The 19,276-nt window shown below is 62.9% G+C and carries 17 protein-coding genes and 1 pseudogene; 12 read left to right on the top strand and 6 right to left on the bottom strand.

The window, feature by feature from the left end; all coding sequences use genetic code 11:
- Window positions 1-150: 150 nt before the first annotated feature.
- From C4J86_RS09350 to C4J86_RS09360, 3 genes are read right to left on the bottom strand one after another with little or no spacing between them, the layout of a single operon-like run.
- On the bottom strand, window positions 151-2,052 hold the full coding sequence (locus tag C4J86_RS09350) for an ATP-binding protein (protein WP_124370179.1): 1,902 nt from the start codon (window positions 2,050-2,052) through the stop codon (window positions 151-153).
- Window positions 2,049-2,978 (bottom strand): ABC transporter substrate-binding protein, encoded by a 930-nt coding sequence (locus tag C4J86_RS09355; protein ID WP_124370180.1) that lies wholly within the window; start codon window positions 2,976-2,978, stop codon window positions 2,049-2,051. The genes C4J86_RS09350 and C4J86_RS09355 overlap by 4 nt, the downstream gene beginning before the upstream one ends.
- 1 nt (window position 2,979) lies before the next feature.
- Window positions 2,980-5,112 carry a TonB-dependent siderophore receptor gene (locus C4J86_RS09360; RefSeq protein WP_124370181.1) on the bottom strand — a complete coding sequence of 711 codons (2,133 nt, stop codon included), beginning with the start codon at window positions 5,110-5,112 and terminating at the stop codon, window positions 2,980-2,982.
- A gap of 195 nt (window positions 5,113-5,307) precedes the next feature.
- Between C4J86_RS09360 and C4J86_RS09365 the strand changes: the two genes are divergently transcribed.
- The 8 genes from C4J86_RS09365 (at window position 5,308) to C4J86_RS09400 (ending at window position 11,460) form a co-directional block, all read left to right on the top strand.
- Window positions 5,308-6,333, top strand: a complete 1,026-nt coding sequence (locus C4J86_RS09365) for an NAD(P)H-dependent glycerol-3-phosphate dehydrogenase (RefSeq protein WP_124370182.1) — start codon at window positions 5,308-5,310, stop codon at window positions 6,331-6,333.
- Window positions 6,334-6,343: 10 nt separating this feature from the next.
- Window positions 6,344-6,691, top strand: a complete 348-nt coding sequence (locus C4J86_RS09370; protein ID WP_124361997.1) for a DUF4389 domain-containing protein — start codon at window positions 6,344-6,346, stop codon at window positions 6,689-6,691.
- The gene (sixA, locus tag C4J86_RS09375; RefSeq protein ID WP_124370183.1) at window positions 6,688-7,137 is read left to right on the top strand and encodes a phosphohistidine phosphatase SixA; all 450 of its coding nucleotides are present in this window, start codon (window positions 6,688-6,690) and stop codon (window positions 7,135-7,137) included. Before C4J86_RS09370 ends, sixA begins: the two co-directional genes overlap by 4 nt.
- 72 nt (window positions 7,138-7,209) lie before the next feature.
- Entirely contained in the window at window positions 7,210-7,653 is a 444-nt protein-coding gene (locus C4J86_RS09380; protein WP_124361999.1) for a hotdog fold thioesterase, read from the top strand.
- A 97-nt stretch (window positions 7,654-7,750) separates the two neighbouring features.
- Window positions 7,751-8,554: an alpha/beta fold hydrolase gene (locus C4J86_RS09385; RefSeq protein WP_124370184.1), complete on the top strand. Its 804-nt coding sequence runs from the start codon at window positions 7,751-7,753 to the stop codon at window positions 8,552-8,554.
- Window positions 8,551-9,405 carry an alpha/beta hydrolase gene (locus C4J86_RS09390; protein WP_124362001.1) on the top strand — a complete coding sequence of 285 codons (855 nt, stop codon included), beginning with the start codon at window positions 8,551-8,553 and terminating at the stop codon, window positions 9,403-9,405. The genes C4J86_RS09385 and C4J86_RS09390 overlap by 4 nt, the downstream gene beginning before the upstream one ends.
- A 102-nt stretch (window positions 9,406-9,507) precedes the next feature.
- Window positions 9,508-10,326: a DUF4892 domain-containing protein gene (locus C4J86_RS09395; RefSeq protein WP_124370185.1), complete on the top strand. Its 819-nt coding sequence runs from the start codon at window positions 9,508-9,510 to the stop codon at window positions 10,324-10,326.
- A gap of 72 nt (window positions 10,327-10,398) precedes the next feature.
- A complete protein-coding gene (locus C4J86_RS09400; RefSeq protein ID WP_124362003.1) occupies window positions 10,399-11,460 on the top strand; it encodes an AI-2E family transporter in 1,062 nt (353 codons plus the stop codon).
- Here the strand turns inward: C4J86_RS09400 and C4J86_RS09405 are convergent.
- Together C4J86_RS09405 and C4J86_RS09410 are read right to left on the bottom strand one after the other, a co-directional pair.
- Window positions 11,457-12,491, bottom strand: coding sequence for a HAMP domain-containing sensor histidine kinase (locus tag C4J86_RS09405; RefSeq protein WP_124366446.1), 1,035 nt, complete (start codon window positions 12,489-12,491; stop codon window positions 11,457-11,459). The two genes, C4J86_RS09400 and C4J86_RS09405, sit on opposite strands and share 4 nt — an antisense overlap.
- On the bottom strand, window positions 12,491-13,255 hold the full coding sequence (locus C4J86_RS09410) for a response regulator (protein ID WP_124370186.1): 765 nt from the start codon (window positions 13,253-13,255) through the stop codon (window positions 12,491-12,493). Before C4J86_RS09410 ends, C4J86_RS09405 begins: the two co-directional genes overlap by 1 nt.
- Window positions 13,256-13,514: 259 nt before the next feature.
- On the opposite strand from C4J86_RS09410, the gene pyrF reads away from it, so the two are divergent.
- Entirely contained in the window at window positions 13,515-14,213 is a 699-nt protein-coding gene (gene pyrF, locus C4J86_RS09415) for an orotidine-5'-phosphate decarboxylase (RefSeq protein WP_124370187.1), read from the top strand.
- 212 nt (window positions 14,214-14,425) lie between these two features.
- Here pyrF and C4J86_RS09420 read toward each other — a convergent pair whose 3' ends face one another.
- A complete protein-coding gene (locus C4J86_RS09420) occupies window positions 14,426-15,433 on the bottom strand; it encodes an NADP-dependent oxidoreductase (RefSeq protein ID WP_124370188.1) in 1,008 nt (335 codons plus the stop codon).
- A gap of 228 nt (window positions 15,434-15,661) precedes the next feature.
- Between C4J86_RS09420 and C4J86_RS09425 the strand changes: the two genes are divergently transcribed.
- The 3 genes and pseudogenes from C4J86_RS09425 to C4J86_RS27335 all read left to right on the top strand — a co-directional run.
- A complete protein-coding gene (locus C4J86_RS09425) occupies window positions 15,662-16,423 on the top strand; it encodes an SDR family oxidoreductase (RefSeq protein ID WP_124370189.1) in 762 nt (253 codons plus the stop codon).
- A gap of 203 nt (window positions 16,424-16,626) precedes the next feature.
- Window positions 16,627-18,039 carry a PLP-dependent aminotransferase family protein gene (locus C4J86_RS09430; protein WP_124370190.1) on the top strand — a complete coding sequence of 471 codons (1,413 nt, stop codon included), beginning with the start codon at window positions 16,627-16,629 and terminating at the stop codon, window positions 18,037-18,039.
- A gap of 995 nt (window positions 18,040-19,034) precedes the next feature.
- Window positions 19,035-19,259 (top strand): annotated as a pseudogene (locus C4J86_RS27335) (HAMP domain-containing protein); the annotation flags it as partial.
- Window positions 19,260-19,276: the final 17 nt, after the last annotated feature.

Consider the following 19,276-nt stretch of genomic DNA (forward strand, 5'->3'; position numbering starts at 1 on the left):
GCGTTGTAGTGAAAGTCACAGCGTCAAGGTACTCAATGTACACTTGTTCACTGAAATGTTAAACCGGACCTGTTTATCGGCCCGTTCGGGTGCCTAAGACTGCCGCACTTTCGTCTTCCACGCCAGTCGGACTTGGCTTGAACGCCACAGCTAGTTCACCCAGCGCTGAAGGATTTGCTGCAAATCCGTGCGTTTGAACGGTTTGGCCAGGTAATCGTTCATTCCAGCAGCGAGGCAGGCTTCGCGGTCGCCCTGCAAGGCGTTGGCGGTCAGGGCGATAATCGGCAGATCGGCGCAGCCCGGCAGCTGGCGGATGCGCCGGGTGGCCTCGTAGCCGTCGATCAATGGCAGGCGGCAGTCCATCAGGATGGCCGTGAAGATCAGGCTTTCGGCGCTGCGGATCGCCTCGGCGCCATCGGTGGCCAGGCTGACTTCGAAGCCCAGGCTGCGCAGCATGGCTTCGACCACGGTACGATTAACCGGGTTGTCTTCCACCAGCAGTATATGCCGCCCGTCGCCTGCACTGGTTTTACCCACGGCGTCCGGGGCGATGGCGGGCAGGCTCTGTTGATCGATAGCCAGCGGAATTTCCAGGGTGAACACCGAACCCCGGCCTTCTTCGCTCTGGGCGCGCAGGGTGCCACCCATGCGTTCGGCCAGCGTACGGGCAATCGGCAGGCCGAGGCCGGTGCCGCCGTAACGTCTTGAAATGGAACTGTCGGCTTGCTGGAACGCGTCGAACATTAACTCCAGGCGCTCGGCGGAAATGCCGATACCACTGTCGCGCACGGTGCAGGTGAACCACACCAGTTCATGGTCCAGGGTTTGCCAGTGGGGCTGCACGTGTACCGTGCCGTGCTCGGTGAACTTCAAGGCATTGCCGATCAGGTTCACCAGAATCTGCCGGATACGGGTCGGATCACCGCGCACCCGCAGGGCTTCCATGCCCGATGGAATCGGCAGCTCCAGGGCCAGCCCGCGTTGCTGCGCACTGTGCTGGAACGCCTGGGCGCAACTGCTGATCAGCTCGGCCAGGTTGAAGGAAATATGTTCCAGCTCCAACGCGGCCCGCTCGATACGTGAAAAGTCGAGGATGTCGTTGATCACCTTGAGCAGGTGCTCGGTGGACTCGGAGGCCAGCGCCGCGTACTCGGCCTGCTCTTCGGTCATCTCGGTGGTTTCCAGCAGTTGCAGCATGCCCAGCACGCCATTCATGGGCGTGCGCAGCTCATGGCTCATCATCGCCAGGAAGTCCGACTTGGCATTGTTCGCGCGCTCGGCTTCTTCGCGGGTCTGGATCAGCTGGGCCATGGCCTGCTGCTGTTCACGGCTGGCCTGGTTGAGGCCGGCGGCCAGGTTGTTGATGTGCCGCGCCAGATCGCCCAGTTCGGAGTCATCGACAATCGGCAGCGGTGTCTTGTAGTCGCCCTGCTGGATGGCCTTCACCGCATTCCCCATGGCGCTGATCGGCTGCGACAGGCTGGCGGCCAGGCGTCGCGCCAGCAGGCAGGTGAACAACAGCGCGAACAGCGCCAGGATGCCGGCCTTGAATAGAATTTCCTGCTGGCGCTGGCTGAACGCATCGTTGGACATCCCGACGATCACTCGGCCCAGGTAATCCGCGCGCGGCGCTGTTGGTTCGTTGAGGTTGTCCTGGAAAAAGTCATTGCCCAACTGGATATGTTGCAAGCGGATCGGTGCCTGGAACACCTTCACCGACAGTGAGCGGTCGTGTTTCTCCGACGGCTGCTCGACGTACACCAGAATGTTCTCGGCGCTGTCCTGAATCTCCAGGAAGCGCACGTGGGGGGTGGCCAGCGTCGCGCGCAGCAGGGTGTCGAGCACCTCGTTGTTGCCGGAAATAACGCCGTACTCGGTGGCCGGCGCCAGTTGGTTGGCGATCAACTGGCCGGTGTGGTCCAGTTCCTGGCGCAAGTCCTGGATACGCACGAAGGTAAAGAAGCTGATCAACAGCAAGGTCAGCAACAGCGCGGGCCCCAGGGTAATGAGCTGGGTGCGGGTGTTGATGTCCCAGCGACGGCGCAAGGTCATGGGCGTCTGTCTCCTTCGGCCAAGCGGGCGGCGACGGCAGCTTCGTCGACCTGTTCGATGCCCAGTGAGCGCGCGACTTGCGGGTTGCCCACCACTTTGAAATGTTCCGGGTAGAGCGTGCGCGGCCAGTTGGCAGGCGGGTGGTCCAGCAGCCGATCGAGTACCGCGAGCCAGTCAGGCTGGTCGCTGTAGGTGCTGGCCAGGCTCCCTGCGCGGACAAACCCGGCATTGGGCCCCACCAACGGCAATTGCTGGGCATAGCTGCTCAATAACAGGTTCTTGGCGGTTTTAGGGTTGTACAGTTGCGGATCGTCCAGGCCCAGCAGCACGTCACTGTTCTTGAACAGGGCTTGCAGGGGGCGGCTGTCATTGGTGTTGTCCCAGCGTTGCGGCACGATTTCCAGGCCCAGCGGCGCCGCGTATCGGTGTAGCTCGGGCAGCAGGAATTCGCTGTCGGCACCGTAAAGCACACCGATGCGCCGGGCCTGGGGCAAGATGCTGGCGATCAGGCGCAACTGGCGCGTCAGCGGCGGATCGCTCCACAACAGGCTGATTTTTGCCGGGTGAGCGCCGCCCAGGCGTTGCTGGGCTTGCAGACGGCTGATGCGCAGCACCAGGGTCGACGGGCCCTGGCTGTCCTGCAAGCGCCAGTCGAGGCCGGGCAGGTCGAGCAGGATCAGGCGGGTAGTGGCGGGCAACTGGCTCGGCGCCGGCAGGTTTTGCAGCAGGGTGAAGGAGACATGGTCTTCGGGGCGCTGCTGCGCGAGGGCCTGGGTAAAGGCTTGGACGCCGGCACCGTCCTCGGCGGCGGTCAGCAGGATTTCCGCGCTCCACACGGGCCTCGTGAACAGCAGGCACGCCAGCAGCAAGCCTTTGCGCCACAGCCTTGAAACGACAGGGAGGGTCATCCGTGACGGGTCGCCCATGTCAGAACTCTAACTGCGCGCTGAAGTAGAGCACATGGCGATGGTCATAATGGTTGTCGGGCCAGGTGGTCGGCTGGTTATCGAGGCGTTGTTGCAGCATGCCAGCCAGCTCCACGTTGGTTTTGCCCAGGGCAATGCGCTTGGCCACCCGCAGGTCGACCCGTTCGAAGCGATACTCGTTGAGTGCGTCGTCACCATAGTAGAACAAGGCGCTGGACCAGCCGTGGCCCCATTCGCGCAACCAGCCGGCCGAGCCGCTGTTACGTGCGGTCTGCGCTTTGTCCAGCGGGTTGCTGGTGCTCGCGTCGACGTAAGCGTAGGTCAGGCGCAGGCGGTCGGCGTTGCTCACGCGCCAGTCGAATTGGGATTCGGCACCGGTAAAGCGCGAGCTGTTGGCGTTGCTGGCGATGTATTGGTTGTTGCGCAACGGCGAGCTGATCATGTCGGTGATTTCGTCATAGAACAGCTTCACGTCGACATTCAACCCGAGGTCGGCAAAGAACCCGTTGTAGCCCAGTTCGCGCGAGCGCATCAACTCTTTATCGAGATTGCCCGGGCCGCGTGTTACCACAAAATATTGCCCGGAATTCTGCCCATACACCGGCGAACTGAGGTTGGTGACGCGGTAGCTCCAGTTGACGTTGTTCTCGAACATGTCCGGTGAACGGATCGCCTCGGAGTACACCGCCCGCAGACCGTGGCGCGGGTTGATCAGGTAGTTGACCGCCACGCGGGGTGTCAGCGAGTTACCGCTCAAGTGGGTGTCTTCGTACATCGCGCCGCCTTGCAGCAGCCAGTGTTCGCTGGCGCGCCATTCCAAGTGGCCGAACAGGCGCCAGGTGGTGTCGTCCAGCGTTCCGTTGAAGTAGGTGTCGGAGTCGGCGCGGTCGTAGCGGTAATTCATTCCGCTGACCAGGCGCAGGCTGTCGGAGAGGCTGAGGGTGTCTTGCAGCTCCAGGTCGTAGCGGCTTTCCTGGGTGCTCTGGTCGATATCGCCGCACACGCTTTGGCTGGCGCCGTTGCGCCATTGGTCCAGTACCTGGTTGCCCAACGCCTGCTCGGCGGCGCTGCCGGGCGGAGCGCTACCCTGGCTGAACTGATCCATGTGCCGCGCCAGCTTTTCGGCGTAGTTGGGGTTGAGCTGCCACAGCTGGGTCAGTTCGGGGCTGAACGAGACCTTGGCGTCACAGGCTTTCCAGATCTGCCGACGGTTCCATTGCTGGGCCGACCCCTGGATATACAGGCTGTGGTCGGGGTTGAAGTCGAAATTCCAGCGCATTGAGCCCGCGTAGTCCTTGGCGGTGACGTCGGAATTGGTGCCGCCCTCGGTAATCCCGGCGAACACCGGAGTGTAGGTATAGGGACGCTGATTGGTGCCTTCCTTGGCATCCAGCTGCCAGTCGATGCTCTGTTGCGCATTCAACGTTTGGCTGACGGCCAGGCTGAAGCGGCTGAGGCGGCGGCTGTCACGGCGGTCGGCACCGGCGGCATCGCTGTCAAAACCATCGTCCTGTTGCCCGGACAGCGACAGGCGCAAGTCGCCGGTTTCCCAGCCCACGCCCTGGCTGGCATAGACATCGTTGATCCCGCGTTCACCGCGGATGACCTTCACCCGCGTGCCCTGGCTGTTGGCCGGTGAACGGGTGAGGATATTGACCACCGCCATCAGCGCATTGGCGCCGTAGCTGACGGTATTGGGGCCACGAAACACCTCGATACGCTCGATGTCTTCCATGGCCACTGGAATATCGCTCCAGTCCACCGTCGCCAGGCCTGCGCGGTACACCGAGCGTCCGTCGATCAACACCTGCATGCGCCGTGCATCGCTGGCGCTGGTGCCGTGGTAATTCACCGCCGCCTGATTGCCGGTGGTGTAGCCGACCATCATCCCCGGCACCAGGCGCAACAGCTCGGCAATGTCACGCGCACCGCTGGCCTTGATCAACTCGCTGTCGATCACAGTCATGCTGCCGGGTACGGCCGCGGCCGATTGCTTGAGGCGGGTGGCGGTCAATACCTGCGGCAGCGGTTGGCTGTCGAGGAACAGATCGTCGGCCGACGCACTGGCGCTGCACGCCAGGGTCAACGGCAGCATCAACAGCAGGGATGAGCGGGGAGGAGGGCCCAGGTACACGGCGCGGCCTTGATAATTGCGGATAGCCGCCCATGTTAACTGAGGTGAGGCCTTTTGCCAGTCGTGAGACCTGCAATAACTTCATTCAAGTGTGGCATTTTCCGACAAGCGCACGAATTCACACGGGGGCTGGCCGCAAGCAGGTCGCCCCGTATAATGCCGCCATCGCCACTGGTATGGATTAACGGATTGCATATGACTGAACAGCGCCCTATCGCGGTCCTGGGAGGCGGAAGTTTTGGTACCGCCGTGGCTAACCTGCTGGCCGAGAACGGCTACGCCGTGCGCCAGTGGATGCGTGATCCCGAGCAGGCCGAGGCCATTCGCGTGCATCGGGAAAACCCGCGTTACCTTAAAGGCATCAAGATTCATCCGGCGGTCGAACCCGTTACCGATCTGTTGGCAACCCTTACCGCCTGCGACCTGTGCTTTGTCGCGCTGCCTTCCAGCGCCTTGCGCTCGGTGCTGGCGCCCCACGCCGAACGCCTGGCGGGCAAGCTGCTGGTCAGCCTGACCAAGGGTATCGAGGCGCAGACATTCAAGCTGATGAGCGAAATCCTCCAGGAGATCGCCCCCCAGGCGCGCATTGGTGTGCTGTCCGGGCCGAACCTGGCGCGGGAAGTGGCCGAGCATGCGCTGACCGCCACGGTGGTCGCCAGTGAAGACGAGCAACTGTGCGAGCGCGTCCAGGCGGTGCTGCATGGTCGCACCTTCCGCGTCTACGCCAGTGCCGACCGGTTCGGCGTCGAACTGGGCGGTGCGCTGAAGAACGTCTACGCCATCATCGCCGGCATGGCCGTGGCCTTGGGGATGGGCGAAAACACCAAGAGCATGCTGATTACCCGTGCTCTGGCGGAGATGACCCGTTTCGCCGTGAATCAGGGCGCCAACCCGATGACGTTCCTGGGCCTGGCGGGCGTCGGCGACCTGATCGTCACCTGCTCGTCGCCGAAAAGCCGTAACTATCAGGTCGGGTTCGCGCTGGGCCAGGGGTTGAGCCTGGAAGAGGCCGTGACTCGCCTGGGCGAAGTGGCCGAAGGGGTCAACACCCTCAAGGTGCTCAAGGCCAAGGCTCAGGAAGTCGGGGTGTACATGCCGCTGGTTGCCGGGCTGCACGCGATCCTGTTTGAAGGGCGCACCTTGGACCAGGTCATCGAGCTGCTGATGCGCGCCGAGCCGAAAACCGATGTCGACTTTATTTCCACCAGCGGTTTCAACTGAGGAACGCGGCATGAACGATTCGAAAGCAGCCCCCAAGTATGAGTCCATTGTGCTGCGCATCCTGTGGATGCTGGTATTTGCCTTGGTGTGGCAGGTGGCGCAGTTCGTGCTCGGCGCCTTGGTGGTGGTGCAACTGATTTACCGGTTGATCTATGGCGCGCCGAACCTGAGCCTGATGAACGTTGGCGACAGCCTCAGCCAGTTCCTTGCGCAGATCGGTCGCTTCGGCAGCTTCCATACCGAGCAAAAACCCTGGCCGTTCGCTGATTGGCCAACCCCGCGTGCACCGGAAGGCGAAGCCGCGCATAGCGTGCCGCCAGCACCGCACCCGGTGCGTGATGAAGAGCCCAAGCTATGAAATTGTGGATCCTGCGCCACGGGCAAGCCCAAGCTCATGCGCCAACTGACGCCGAGCGCAACCTCACCGAGCATGGCCGGGCTGAAGTATTGCGCAGTGCCGCGCACCTGATCGGCCAGCCGCTCAGTGCCATCATCGCCAGCCCTTATGCGAGGGCGCAGCAGACGGCGCAACTGGTGCGCGAGGTGTTGGGGTTCGAGCCTCAGATCCGTACGGTGCCGTGGCTGACGCCAGAGGACAGCCCGGCGCAGGTGCTGGAAAAACTCGATACCGATGACAACGTGCTGCTGGTCAGCCATCAGCCGCTGGTGGGCAACCTGATCAGCTTTTTGCAGCACGGTCACTCGCGTCAGCCGCAGCCGATGCATACCGCCAGCCTCGCGCTGTTGGAGGGTGACTTCCCATTGGCGGGGTTGATGAGCCTGGTCAGCGTTGAAAATCCATAAGCTATAGCGCTTATCTGGAATGCCGTTGTGTGTCAGGATTAGGATCGTAATAAAACCAATAAGGACAGTCCCATGAGCCTGTGGCGCACGCAACCGAATATCGAACAGCTCAACGCGAGCCAGAAAAACACCATCGGTGAATTGCTGGATATTCGCTTCGAAAGCTTCGACGACGAATCCATCACCGCCAGCATGGTGGTCGATCACCGCACCCATCAGCCCTACGGCTTGTTGCATGGCGGCGCCTCGGTGGTACTGGCCGAAAGCCTGGGCTCCGTGGCGGCCTACCTGTGCGTCGATGCGAGCAAATTCTATTGCGTGGGCCTGGAGGTCAACGCCAATCACCTGCGCGGTGTGCGCAGCGGGCGCGTAACGGCGGTGGCCAGGGCCATTCATATCGGCCGCACGACCCAAGTGTGGGACATCCGCTTGACCAACGACGAGGGCAAGGCCAGTTGCGTATCGCGCCTGACCGTGGCCGTGGTGCCCCTGGGCGAACAGCCTCCGGCGCGATAGACATGGCGTGAGTGTCATCATTCCTGGCGGTTACGGTCATTGCCGTGAACGCCAGGCATGGTGACAATCAACCTCTGTTCCTGAAGAGCGCGCCGCTATGTCGCAGCATGTGTTTTTCGCCCACGCCAATGGCTTCCCGTCGGCCACCTACGGCAAGTTGTTCGCGGCCCTGGCTCCCGAATATACGGTGGGGCATCTGCCGCAGCACGGCCACGATCCCAGGTTCCCGGTGGACGATAACTGGCAGAACCTGGTGGATGAACTGATCCACCATCTGCAGCAGCAACCGGAGCCGGTGTGGGGCGTCGGCCATTCCCTGGGCGGGGTCTTGCATTTGCACGCCGCCATGCGCTGCCCGCAGCTGTACCGTGGCGTGGTGATGCTGGACTCGCCGGTGTTGACCCGCGCGGATCGCTGGGTGATTCGCGCCGCCAAACGCTTTGGCTTCATCGACCGCCTGACCCCGGCCGGACGCACCCTGGGCCGCCGTGAGGAATTCACCGACCTGGACGCCGCGCGCGCTTACTTCGCCGGTAAGACCCTGTTTCGCGGTTTCGACCCCGAGTGCTTCGAGGCGTACCTGCAACATGGTCTGCTGCCAGTGGGCGACCGTCTGCGTCTGCGTTTCGACCCCGCGACGGAAATCAGCATCTATCGGGGCGTGCCTCACACCAGCCCCGGCCAGGTGCGCCAGTTGAAAGTGCCGCTGGCGGTGGTGCGCGGCCAGCAGAGCCGTGTGGTGATGCGCCATCATGTCAGCGGCGTAGGTCGCCTGCCCATGGGTGAGATGCTCACCATGCCCGGCGGCCATATGTTTCCCCTTGAGCGACCCCAGGACACCGCGACCTTGATCAAGCACCTGTTTGCCCGTTGGCAGGCCCGTGAGCGCAGTTGCGCATGAGCGCGCCCGTGGAAGAAGTACGCCTGAGCCTGCCGCATATCGAGCTGGCGGCGCATCTGTTCGGGCCTGAAGACGGCTTGCCCGTCATCGCCCTGCACGGTTGGCTGGACAACGCCAACAGCTTTGCGCGCCTGGCGCCGAAGCTGCAGGGGTTGCGCATCGTCGCGCTGGATATGGCCGGGCACGGGCACTCGGCCCATCGTCCGGCCGGGGCCGGTTACGCCGTGTGGGATTACGTCCACGATGTGTTGCAAGTGGCCGAGCAACTGGGCTGGCAACGTTTTGCATTACTTGGCCATTCCCTCGGCGCCATCGTTTCCCTGGTGCTGGCCGGAGCGTTACCGGAGCGCGTGACGCACCTGGGGTTGATCGACGGGGTGATCCCGCCGACCGCCCGCGGCGAGAACGCGGCCGAGCGGCTGGGCATGGCATTGCAGGCGCAATTGAGCCTGCAGGGCAAGCGCAAGCCGGTCTATGCGAGCCTGGATCGGGCGGTCGAGGCGCGCATGCACGGCCTCGTCGCGGTCAGCCGCGAAGCCGCCGAACTGCTGGCCCAGCGCGGTTTGATGCCGGTGCCGGGTGGCTACACCTGGCGCAGCGACAGCCGCCTGACCCTGGCATCACCGATGCGCCTGACCGATGAACAAGCCATGGCGTTCGTACGACGCGTGAGTTGCCCTACGCAGCTGGTGGTCGCGGCTGACGGCCTGTTGGCGAAACATTCCGAATTGCTTTCACAGCTGCCCTTTACCGTGACGACGCTGCCGGGTGGCCATCATTTGCACCTGAATGACGAGCCCGGTGCGGTTCTTGTTGCAGACTGTTTCAATCGGTTCTTCTCCGCGCCTTGACTTGGCGCGGTCAACTGCCGAGGCTGGGCGGATTGAAAGGGAGTCAACCATGAACCATCTTGAAACCGCTGCGACCCTCCATGGCCACGGCTCATTGATCCGATGAGCCTGGGTAAAGGCTGTATCCGTGCCTTTGGGCTGTGCTGTTTCAGCCCGCTGGTGTTCGCCGCCGATGTACCGGGAAGCCAGGACTTACCGGCCATTGCCCGCCAGGTGGACGCGCAGATCGTCGACTATCGCCCTGCTGAAGAAAAGGAACGCATCTACCCCATGGGCGCGATCCGCAAGATCAGCGGTCAATTGCGCTCCGAAGCCCAGGCCACCGCACGCGGTCCAACCACCGCGATCACCTACGAGCTGCCCGCCGAGCACAGCTCCAGCACCGCTTTTACCGCCACCCGCGAAGCCTTGCAGGCTCAGGGCGCGCAGCTGTTGTTCTGGTGCCAGGCCCGCGATTGCGGCGAAAGCAGCCTGTGGGCCAATGAAGTGTTCGGCAACGCCAAGCTGGTGGGCGCCGATGGCCAGCAGGAATACCTGCTGTTGCGCCTGGCGGCCCCCCAGGACAACTCGCTGGTGGCGCTGTACGGCATCACCCGTGGCAATCGCCGCGCCTATCTGCATGTCGAGCAACTGGATGCCAGCACCCCGCTGGGCACTCTTCTGCCCACGTCGGCAACGCTGTTGCGTGAGCTGAAAAGCACCGGCGAGCTGGACTTTCCCGCGCTCGGCGCCGAGCCCGACGCCACCTGGTTGACCTTGATTTCCCGTGGGCTGAACCTCGACACCAACCTGCGCGTCAGCCTGACCGGGCCCAGCGCCGAAGCCTGGCGCCAGGGCCTGATCGACAGTGGCGTACGCGCCGCGCGCCTGGAAACCGGCACAGGCAAGGCTGAAGGCCTGCATGTGCATCTGATACGCTAAGCGCCACAGGGCGAACGGACCCGCGCCGTTCGCCTAAGCTGTCTTCCTACATGACTCTTTTCGAGATACCCGATGCTCAATAACGATCGCCTGCTGGTGCAAATCCTGCTGCTGGTGCTGTTCGGTGCCAGCTTCTGGGTCATGGCGCCGTTCTGGTCGGCGCTGTTCTGGGGCGCGGTGCTGGCGTTTGCCAGTTGGCCGCTGATGGTACTGCTGACCCGTGGGCTGGGCGGTCGCGAATCACTGGCGGCCGGTATCCTGACATTGGGCTGGATGTTGCTGGTCGCGCTGCCGCTGGTGTGGCTGGGGTTCAACCTGGCGGACCATGTGCGCGATGCCGTCGTGTTGATCAAGGATATCCAGGTCGACGGCTTGCCCAATGCGCCCACCTGGCTGGGCTCGATTCCGCTTATCGGCGAGCGGCTGGTGGCGACGTGGGACAGCATCGACCAACAGGGCGCGGCGCTGATGCTGAGCATCAAGCCTTACCTGGGCCAGGTCGGCAATTGGTTGCTGGCGCGCAGTGCGCAAATCGGCGGCGGCATTCTCGAACTGACCTTGAGCCTGGTTTTCGTGTTTTTTTTCTACCGCGACGGGCCGCGCCTGGCGATGTTCGTGCACCGTCTGCTGGAGCGCCTGATCGGCGACCGCGCCAGCTATTACATCGAACTGGTGGCCGGTACGGTGCAACGGGTGGTCAATGGCGTGATCGGCACGGCTGCCGCCCAGGCCGTGCTGGCGCTGATCGGCTTCCTGATTGCCGGCGTGCCTGGCGCGTTGCTGCTGGGGGGCGTCACTTTCCTGCTCAGCCTGATTCCCATGGGCCCGCCGCTGGTGTGGATTCCGGCCACGGCCTGGTTGGCGTGGAAGGGTGACTACACCTACGCGGTGTTCCTTGGCGTGTGGGGCACCTTCATCATCAGCGGCGTCGACAACGTGCTCAAGCCTTACCTGATCAGCCGTGGCGGCAACCTGCCGTTGGTGATCGTGCTGCTGGGCGTATTCGGCGGCTTGATCGCGTTCGGCTTTATCGGCCTGTTTATTGGCCCGACCTTGCTCGCGGTGGCCTACAGCTTGTTGACCGACTGGAGCGCCACCCAGGCCCAGGCGCGGCGCGAAGACAAACCGCTTTAAGCCCTCGGCAGCCACACTACGGCGGTCAAACCGCCGCCTGGCGTATCGTCCAGGCTCAGGTGGCCGCCGAGGCGCTCGACCGCTTCCTTGGCAATCGTCATGCCCAGGCCGACGCCGCCGGAATTACGGTTGCGCGAGCCCTCCAGGCGAAAGAACGGTTCGAACACCGCTTCGCGCTTATCGGCCGCGATGCCAGGGCCGTGATCGATCACCCGAATCACCAGGGCGCCGCGGCTGTCGGCCAGCTCCACGCGCGCCGAGCCGGCATAGCGCAGGGCATTGTCGATCAGGTTGTTGAGGCACGAACGCAACGCCATCGGTTGCACCTGCAAGGGCGCGCAGGTGCCGCACACCTGCACATCGCTGCCCTGGTCCTGGGCGTTTTCGCTGAGCGATTCCACCAGCGCCTGCACGTCGAGCCAGTGGCGGGTCTCGCTGGTGCGCTGTTCGTGCAGGTAGCTCAAGGTGGCGTCGAGCATGCCGATCATGTCGTTGAGGTCCTGGCGCATCTGGCCTTGCAGCTTGGTGTCTTCGATCTGTTCCAGGCGCAGTTTCAGGCGGGAGAGCGGCGTGCGCAGGTCATGGGAGACTGCCCCGAGCATGCGTGCGCGCTGGCTGACTTGTTCGCGGATGCGCCTTTGCATCAGGTTGAAGGTTGACGCGGCCTGGCGTGCCTCGCGAGGCCCGGATTCGTCCAGCGGCGGGCTGTCGAGGTCGAGGCTCAAACGCTCGGCAGCCGCGCTCAGGCGCTGGATCGGCCGGCTCAAGAGCTTGGCGCCGTACCAGGCGGCGATGATCAGCGAGATGAATTGAAACGTCAGCGGCACCACCGGGCCGCCGAACCAGGGGCGCTGATGCTTGGCCAACGGTTTCATCGAGCCATCCGGCTGCTCGACGAAGGTTTCCGGTGGCGGTGGCGGCGGAGGGCCGTAATGATGGAACCAGAAGAACGCCAGCGCATGCGCCAGCACGATGGCCACCAGCAACACGCCGAACAGCCGCCCGAACAACGTATTGAAGGTGGCGCGCATCAACCGATATCCCGCGCGTCGAACAGATAGCCTTCGCCGCGCACGGTCTTGATCAAATGCGGGGCCTTGGGGTCGTCGCCGAGTTTCTGGCGCAGGCGCGACACCAGCAGGTCGATGCTGCGGTCGAAGGCTTCGATGGAGCGACCGCGCGCTGCATCCAGCAATTGCTCGCGGCTCAACACGCGGCGCGGCCGTTCGATAAACACCCACAGCAGGCGGAACTCGGCGTTGGACAGCGGCACCACCAAGCCGTTGTCGGCCACCAATTGGCGCAACACGCTGTTGAGGCGCCAGTTGTCGAAGCGGATGTTGGCGCGCTGCTCGGTACGGTCATCGCGCACCCGGCGCAGGATGGTCTGGATACGCGCCACCAGTTCGCGCGGTTCGAAAGGTTTGGACATATAGTCGTCGGCGCCCAGTTCCAGGCCGATAATACGGTCGGTGGGCTCACAGCGGGCGGTGAGCATCAGGATCGGAATGTCCGATTCAGCCCGCAGCCAGCGGCACAAGGTGAGGCCGTCTTCGCCCGGTAGCATCAGGTCGAGCACCACCACATCGAAGGTCTCGGCTTGCATGGCCAGGCGCATCGCCGCGCCGTCGGTCACGCCCGTGGCGAGAATATTGAAGCGCGCCAGGTAATCGATCAGCAATTCACGAATCGGCGCATCGTCATCGACGATCAGCGCACGGGTGTTCCAGCGCTTGTCGTCGGCGATCACCGCGCCTGGGTGCTCGTCGTTTACCGGGACGGAAGGAGTCTGCATAGTGCGATCATCTACCTGATTGTTACGGCCAGCATAGGCGCCCAGCCCCATGGCTGGAAGTGCTGGACGCTCGGTCAAGCGGCGAGGCTAACGGTGGGGCGTGTTGGGCGCATGTCGTGAATGTATCGGCTTTGAAATAATTGCCGGAAACCGGTGCCTATCAACGCCGAAATCAGTATTTACCGATCATCGGATCCCGCAACGGCGCCGCTTGCGCTACAATACGCGCCGATTTCGACTTGCCTGAGAGCCCATTCCAATGTCCGTCTGCCAGACTCCTATCATCGTCGCCCTGGATTACCCCACCCGTGACGCCGCACTGAAGCTGGCTGACCAGTTGGACCCTACGCTTTGCCGGGTCAAGGTCGGCAAGGAACTGTTCACCAGTTGCGCGGCGGAAATCGTCGGCACCCTGCGTGACAAGGGCTTCGAAGTGTTTCTTGACCTTAAATTCCACGATATCCCCAATACCACCGCCATGGCGGTCAAGGCAGCGGCCGAGATGGGCGTGTGGATGGTCAATGTGCATTGCTCCGGCGGCCTGCGCATGATGAGCGCCTGCCGGGAAGTGCTGGAACAGCGCCGCGGGCCCAAACCGCTACTGATCGGCGTGACTGTGCTGACCAGCATGGAGCGCGAGGACCTGGCCGGCATCGGCCTGGACATCGAGCCGCAGGAGCAGGTGTTGCGCCTGGCCGCGCTGGCGCAAAAAGCCGGCCTCGACGGCCTGGTCTGCTCGGCCCTCGAGGCCCAGGCGCTCAAAAGCGCTCACCCGACGCTGCAACTGGTGACCCCGGGGATCCGCCCGGCGGGCAGCGCCCAGGATGACCAGCGCCGTATTCTGACGCCGCGCCAGGCGCTCGATGCCGGTTCCGACTACCTGGTGATTGGCCGTCCGATCAGCCAGGCGGCCGATCCGGCCAAGGCGCTGGCAGCCGTCGTTGCCGAAATCGCCTGATACCAAATGTAGGAGGGGGCTTGCTCCCGATAGCGGTGTGACAGTCAACAGATGTACTGGCTGATCCACCGCCATCGGGAGCAAGCCCCCTCCCACATTTTGATTCGGTTTCGTCAGTTATCACTGTGCACAGCCATTGCGCCCACGCCATTTCCTGAACAATGAAGATCCCCTGTGGGAGGGGGCTTGCTCCCACATTTGTCTATCCTGTATCAGCTGACCTTCAGCACCAGCTTGCCGAAGTTCTCGCCGTTGAATAGCTTCATCAACGTCTCGGGAAACGTCTCCAGCCCTTCAACGATATCTTCCTTGCTCTTGAGCTTGCCCTGCGCCATCCAACCGGCCATTTCCTGCCCGGCAGCGGCAAAGTTCGCTGCGTGATCCATCACCACAAAGCCTTCCATCCGTGCGCGGTTGACCAGCAATGACAGATAGTTGGCCGGGCCTTTCACGGCTTCCTTGTTGTTGTACTGGCTGATGGCCCCACAAATCACCACCCGCGCCTTCAGCGCCAGGCGGCTGAGCACCGCGTCGAGAATGTCGCCGCCAACGTTATCGAAGTACACATCCACGCCTTTGGGACACTCACGCTTGAGGGCGGCGGGTACGTCTTCGTGTTTGTAGTCGATGGCGGCATCGAAGCCCAGTTCGTCCACCAGGAACCTGCACTTGTCGGCGCCCCCGGCGATGCCCACCACGCGGCAGCCCTTGAGTTTGGCGATCTGCCCGGCAATGCTGCCGACCGCACCGGCCGCGCCGGAGATCACGACGGTCTCGCCGGGCTTGGGGGCACCTGTGTCCAGCAGCGCGAAGTAAGCGGTCATGCCGGTCATGCCCAGCGCAGACAGGTAGCGCGGCAGGGGCGCGAGTTTCGGGTCGACCTTGTAGAAACCGCGCGGCTCGCCCAGGAAATAATCCTGCACGCCCAAGGCGCCGTTGACGTAGTCGCCGACCGCAAAATTCGGGTGGTTGGAGGCAATCACCTTGCCTACTCCCAATGCGCGCATCACTTCGCCGAGACCGACAGGCGGAATGTAGGACTTGCCCTCATTCATCCAGCCGCGCATGGCGGGGTCCAGAGACAGGTACTCGTTGCGCACCAGTATCTGCCCGTCCTGCGGCGTGCCTACCGGGACTTCCTGAAAGGTGAAGGTGTCCCGCGTGGCGGCGCCGACCGGGCGTTTGGCAAGCAGGAACTGGCGGTTGGTCTGGGCAGTCATGGCGGCAACTCTTTAGAGGGGAGTATGAGTGATAGACAAGGAACCGCCTGTGAGCAAGGTTGTTCGAGCCACGCGAATGCTTGCCGATAGACGGGGTTGATAGTCAGCCCGGTGGCCTTATCACCCGGACGCATGCAGCGCCAACCGGCCTTCTGATAGTGCTGACGCGTCACTCTCCTGATTGGCTAGACTCGCTCGACGGCTATCAATCCCCAAAAGGACATTCCCATGAGCATGACGTTTTCCGGCCAGGTCGCCCTGGTGACCGGCGCCGCCGCCGGTATTGGCCGCGCGACCGCGTTGGCGTTCGCCGCCGAAGGCTTGAAAGTGGTGGTGGCCGACCTCGATGTGGCGGGCGGCGAGGGCACGGTTGCATTGATTCAGCAATCGGGTGGCGAAGCCTTGTTTGTGCGCTGCAACGTCACCCTGGAGGCGGATGTGCAGCAATTGATGGCGCAGACCGTCGCCGCCTACGGCCGCCTGGACTATGCCTTCAACAACGCCGGGATCGAGATCGAGAAGGGCAAGCTGGCTGACGGCAGCCTGGATGAGTTCGATGCCATCATGGGGGTCAACGTCAAAGGCGTGTGGTTGTGCATGAAGTATCAACTGCCGCTGTTGCTGGCCCAGGGCGGTGGCGCCATCGTCAACACGGCGTCGGTGGCGGGGCTGGGCGCGGCGCCGAAAATGAGCATCTATGCGGCGTCCAAGCATGCGGTGATCGGCCTGACGAAGTCGGCAGCCATCGAGTACGCGAAAAAGAAAATCCGCGTCAATGCGGTCTGCCCGGCGGTGATTGATACCGACATGTTCCGCCGCGCCTATGAAGCTGACCCGCGCAAGGCCGAATTTGCCGCAGCGATGCACCCGGTCGGGCGCATTGGCAAGGTCGAGGAAATTGCCAGCGCGGTGTTGTACCTGTGCAGTGATGGTGCGGCCTTCACCACCGGTCAGGCCCTGGCGGTGGACGGCGGTGCCACGGCGATTTAAGACTTCACACTGCAACCTGTTCGAAAAGGACTGGGGGTGTTGTGGGGTGTTTCCATAGCTGGCACAAAGCCGCGATCGAATGTGTATCACCAGGTAAAAAACCCAATAAAATCAATACTTTAATAAAAGTTTGGAGCGGGTTTTATTGGGCTTCTGTGCTTAACTGTTTGGGTTGAATAACAAACAGTTGAAGTGAGTGGCTCATGGATTTAGGGATTGATCGACAAGCCCCGGTACCGGTGGTGCAGCAAATCATCAGCGCAGTCGCGGGATGGATTGGCAAGCATGGGGTGAGCCCCGGCACACGCTTACCGTCTGTGCGGCAATTGGCCCTCGACAACCTGCTCAGCCAGTCCAGCGTGATCGAGGCATTCGAACGGATGGAGGCCCAAGGCATGCTGGCCTCGAAAAAAGGCTCGGGGTTCGTCGTGGCGCAGCCCGCGAGCATTCAGGAGAACCAGTGGTACGAAGGCGCCGAACAGGGCTGGGGCAGGTTTACCGACAGCCCTTTAGGCGAGCTCAAGCTCAGCTGTGGCTGGCTGCCGGACGCCTGGCGCGAGAGCGATGACATCAGCTATGCGATCCGCGAAGTCAGCCGCACCGACACCGCAGGCCTGTTCAACTACAGCACGCCTCTGGGCCTGCCGGCCCTGCGTGAACAATTGCTCAAGCGCCTGACCCAGATTCACGTGCCCAGCAGTCTCGACTGCATTCTCACCACCCATGGCGCCAGCCATGCCCTGGACCTGCTCATCCGCACGCTGCTCAGGGCCGGCGATACGGTGGTGGTCGAGACCCCCGGGTATGGCAACCTCTACCGGCAACTGGCGTTTCACGGGGTAACGTTGCTGGAAGTGCCCCGCACGCGCAGCGGCCCGGATATCGAGGTGCTGGAGGCGCACCTGCAATGCCATCGGCCCAAATGCTTGTTCATCAACAGCCTCTATCACAACCCTACCGGCACCAGCCTATGCCGTGCGGTGGCCGAGCGTTTGCTGGCGCTGGCATGCAGCCGGGATTTCCTGATCATCGAGGAAGACGTCTACGGCGATCTGCAGCACGCCAGTTGCACGCGGTTGTCGGCGTTGCCCCATGATGACCGTGTCATCTACGTCTCCAGTTTTTCCAAGACGCTGAGCAGCGCCTTGCGCGTGGGCTACCTGAGCGCCAGTGCGGCGATCATCGCGCAACTGGCGCAACTCAAGACCCTGACGGGCATCGGCACCTCACGCTTTGCCGAAGCGATAGTGGCCACGTTGCTGGTCAACGGCGCCTACCGCAAGTGGGTGCAGCGCCTGCGCAAGCGCCTGAATACGCAAATGGCCGCCACCTTGCAGGTGCTGGAGGATGAAGAATGGCAAGTGTTTGCAGTACCCGCCGGCGGCATGTTCCTGTGGGCGCGGCCTGGCGCGCAAAACCCTTCGCGCGTGCAGGCGTGTGCCCGCAATCTCGGTGTGCTGCTGGCGCCGGGCATGCTGTTCAACCCGGCGGGTGAGTGCTGCGAGTGGTTGCGCATCAACGTGGCCTACGCAGCTGATCCGCGAGCGCTGGCGCTGTTTCGTGCCCTGGGGCCCGCCAGATCGACCTCGACCATTCTGAAAACGACGGGTGTGTAGCTTTTTGCCATTATTGTGGCGCCCACGACTTGTGTTCAGTGCCCCGTGATTGCGACTCTCGCTGCTGGTAAGCGGGTTTATGGCATCTGCCATTGCAAGAGGACTCAAGTGCAATGATTTCGGGCGCGCAACGACGTTTCGCCAACCTCGGTATGGCGAAAAAACTGGGCTTGGGTTTTACCCTGGTGCTGCTGCTGACGGCAGTGATAGCGGCCATTGGCGTATGGTCGCTGCAAACCGTTGGCCAGCGCTTCGAAGGCCTCAAGCGCATGTCTTCGCTCAACAGTGAACTGCAGAAGGTGCGCCTGATCGAACAGGATTACGCCTTGCACGCCGACCCCAAGGCTGTTGACGCCCTGCATGAAAGTGTCGACGCGCTGGCCGCGCTGGCGGCCAGTCTCAAGGCCCAGTCCGCTGCCAACGTGCCGGTCATGACCGATGTCGAGCAAGCCCTGGCGGCCTACCGCAAGGCGTTCGACGAGTTCGTCGAACTGACCCAGGCCAAGGACCTGGCCCTGGAAATGGCCAGTTGGTCAGTGTCCAGCGTGGCCAATAACCTCGATGTGTTGCAGGCCGGCCTGGCGGACGATGGCGCCTATGGCCTGAAGGAAAGCCAGGGCAAGGCGGGTGCCGAGTTTATCGAGCAGGCAGGGCAGGTGAGCCAGGTGTCGCGGTTGATGCTGCAGGCGATGAACGAAGCGCGGCTACGCCTGGATCAGAGCCGCAAGGCCGATGCGGAGGAGGCCGAGCAGGGCAAGATCGAACAGGCCGACCAGGCGCTGGCTCAGGCCGAACAACTGAAAACCTCGGTCAAGGACCCCGGCTACCAGACCGTGCTCAATGAAGTGTCCGGGCATATCGCGGCGTTCAGCGAAAAGCTCGGCGAGTACACCGGCCTGTTGGCCCAGGAAAAAGTGGTTTACAAACAATTGCATGATCGCGCCGATCAGGTGGTCAGCCGAGTCAACCAGGCCTATGACGCCGAAGACCAGTCGATGCAGGCGCAGTTGGGCAAAAGCACGCTGCTGATCATCGGTTCATCCGCCCTGGCGCTGCTGGTGGGGCTGATCGCGGCCTGGGTGATTACCCGCTTGATCGTGGCGCCGCTGCGCAGTGTGATCGCAGTGGCGCAGCAGATTGCCTCCGGTGACCTGAGTGGGCGCATGGAGGTCAGCCGCCGCGACGAAATCGGCCAACTGATGCAGGCGATGCAGCAGATGGGCAACGGCCTGAGCCA

Origin of the sequence: Pseudomonas sp. R2-7-07 (genome assembly GCF_003852355.1) — a bacterium.
GTDB lineage: Bacteria > Pseudomonadota > Gammaproteobacteria > Pseudomonadales > Pseudomonadaceae > Aquipseudomonas.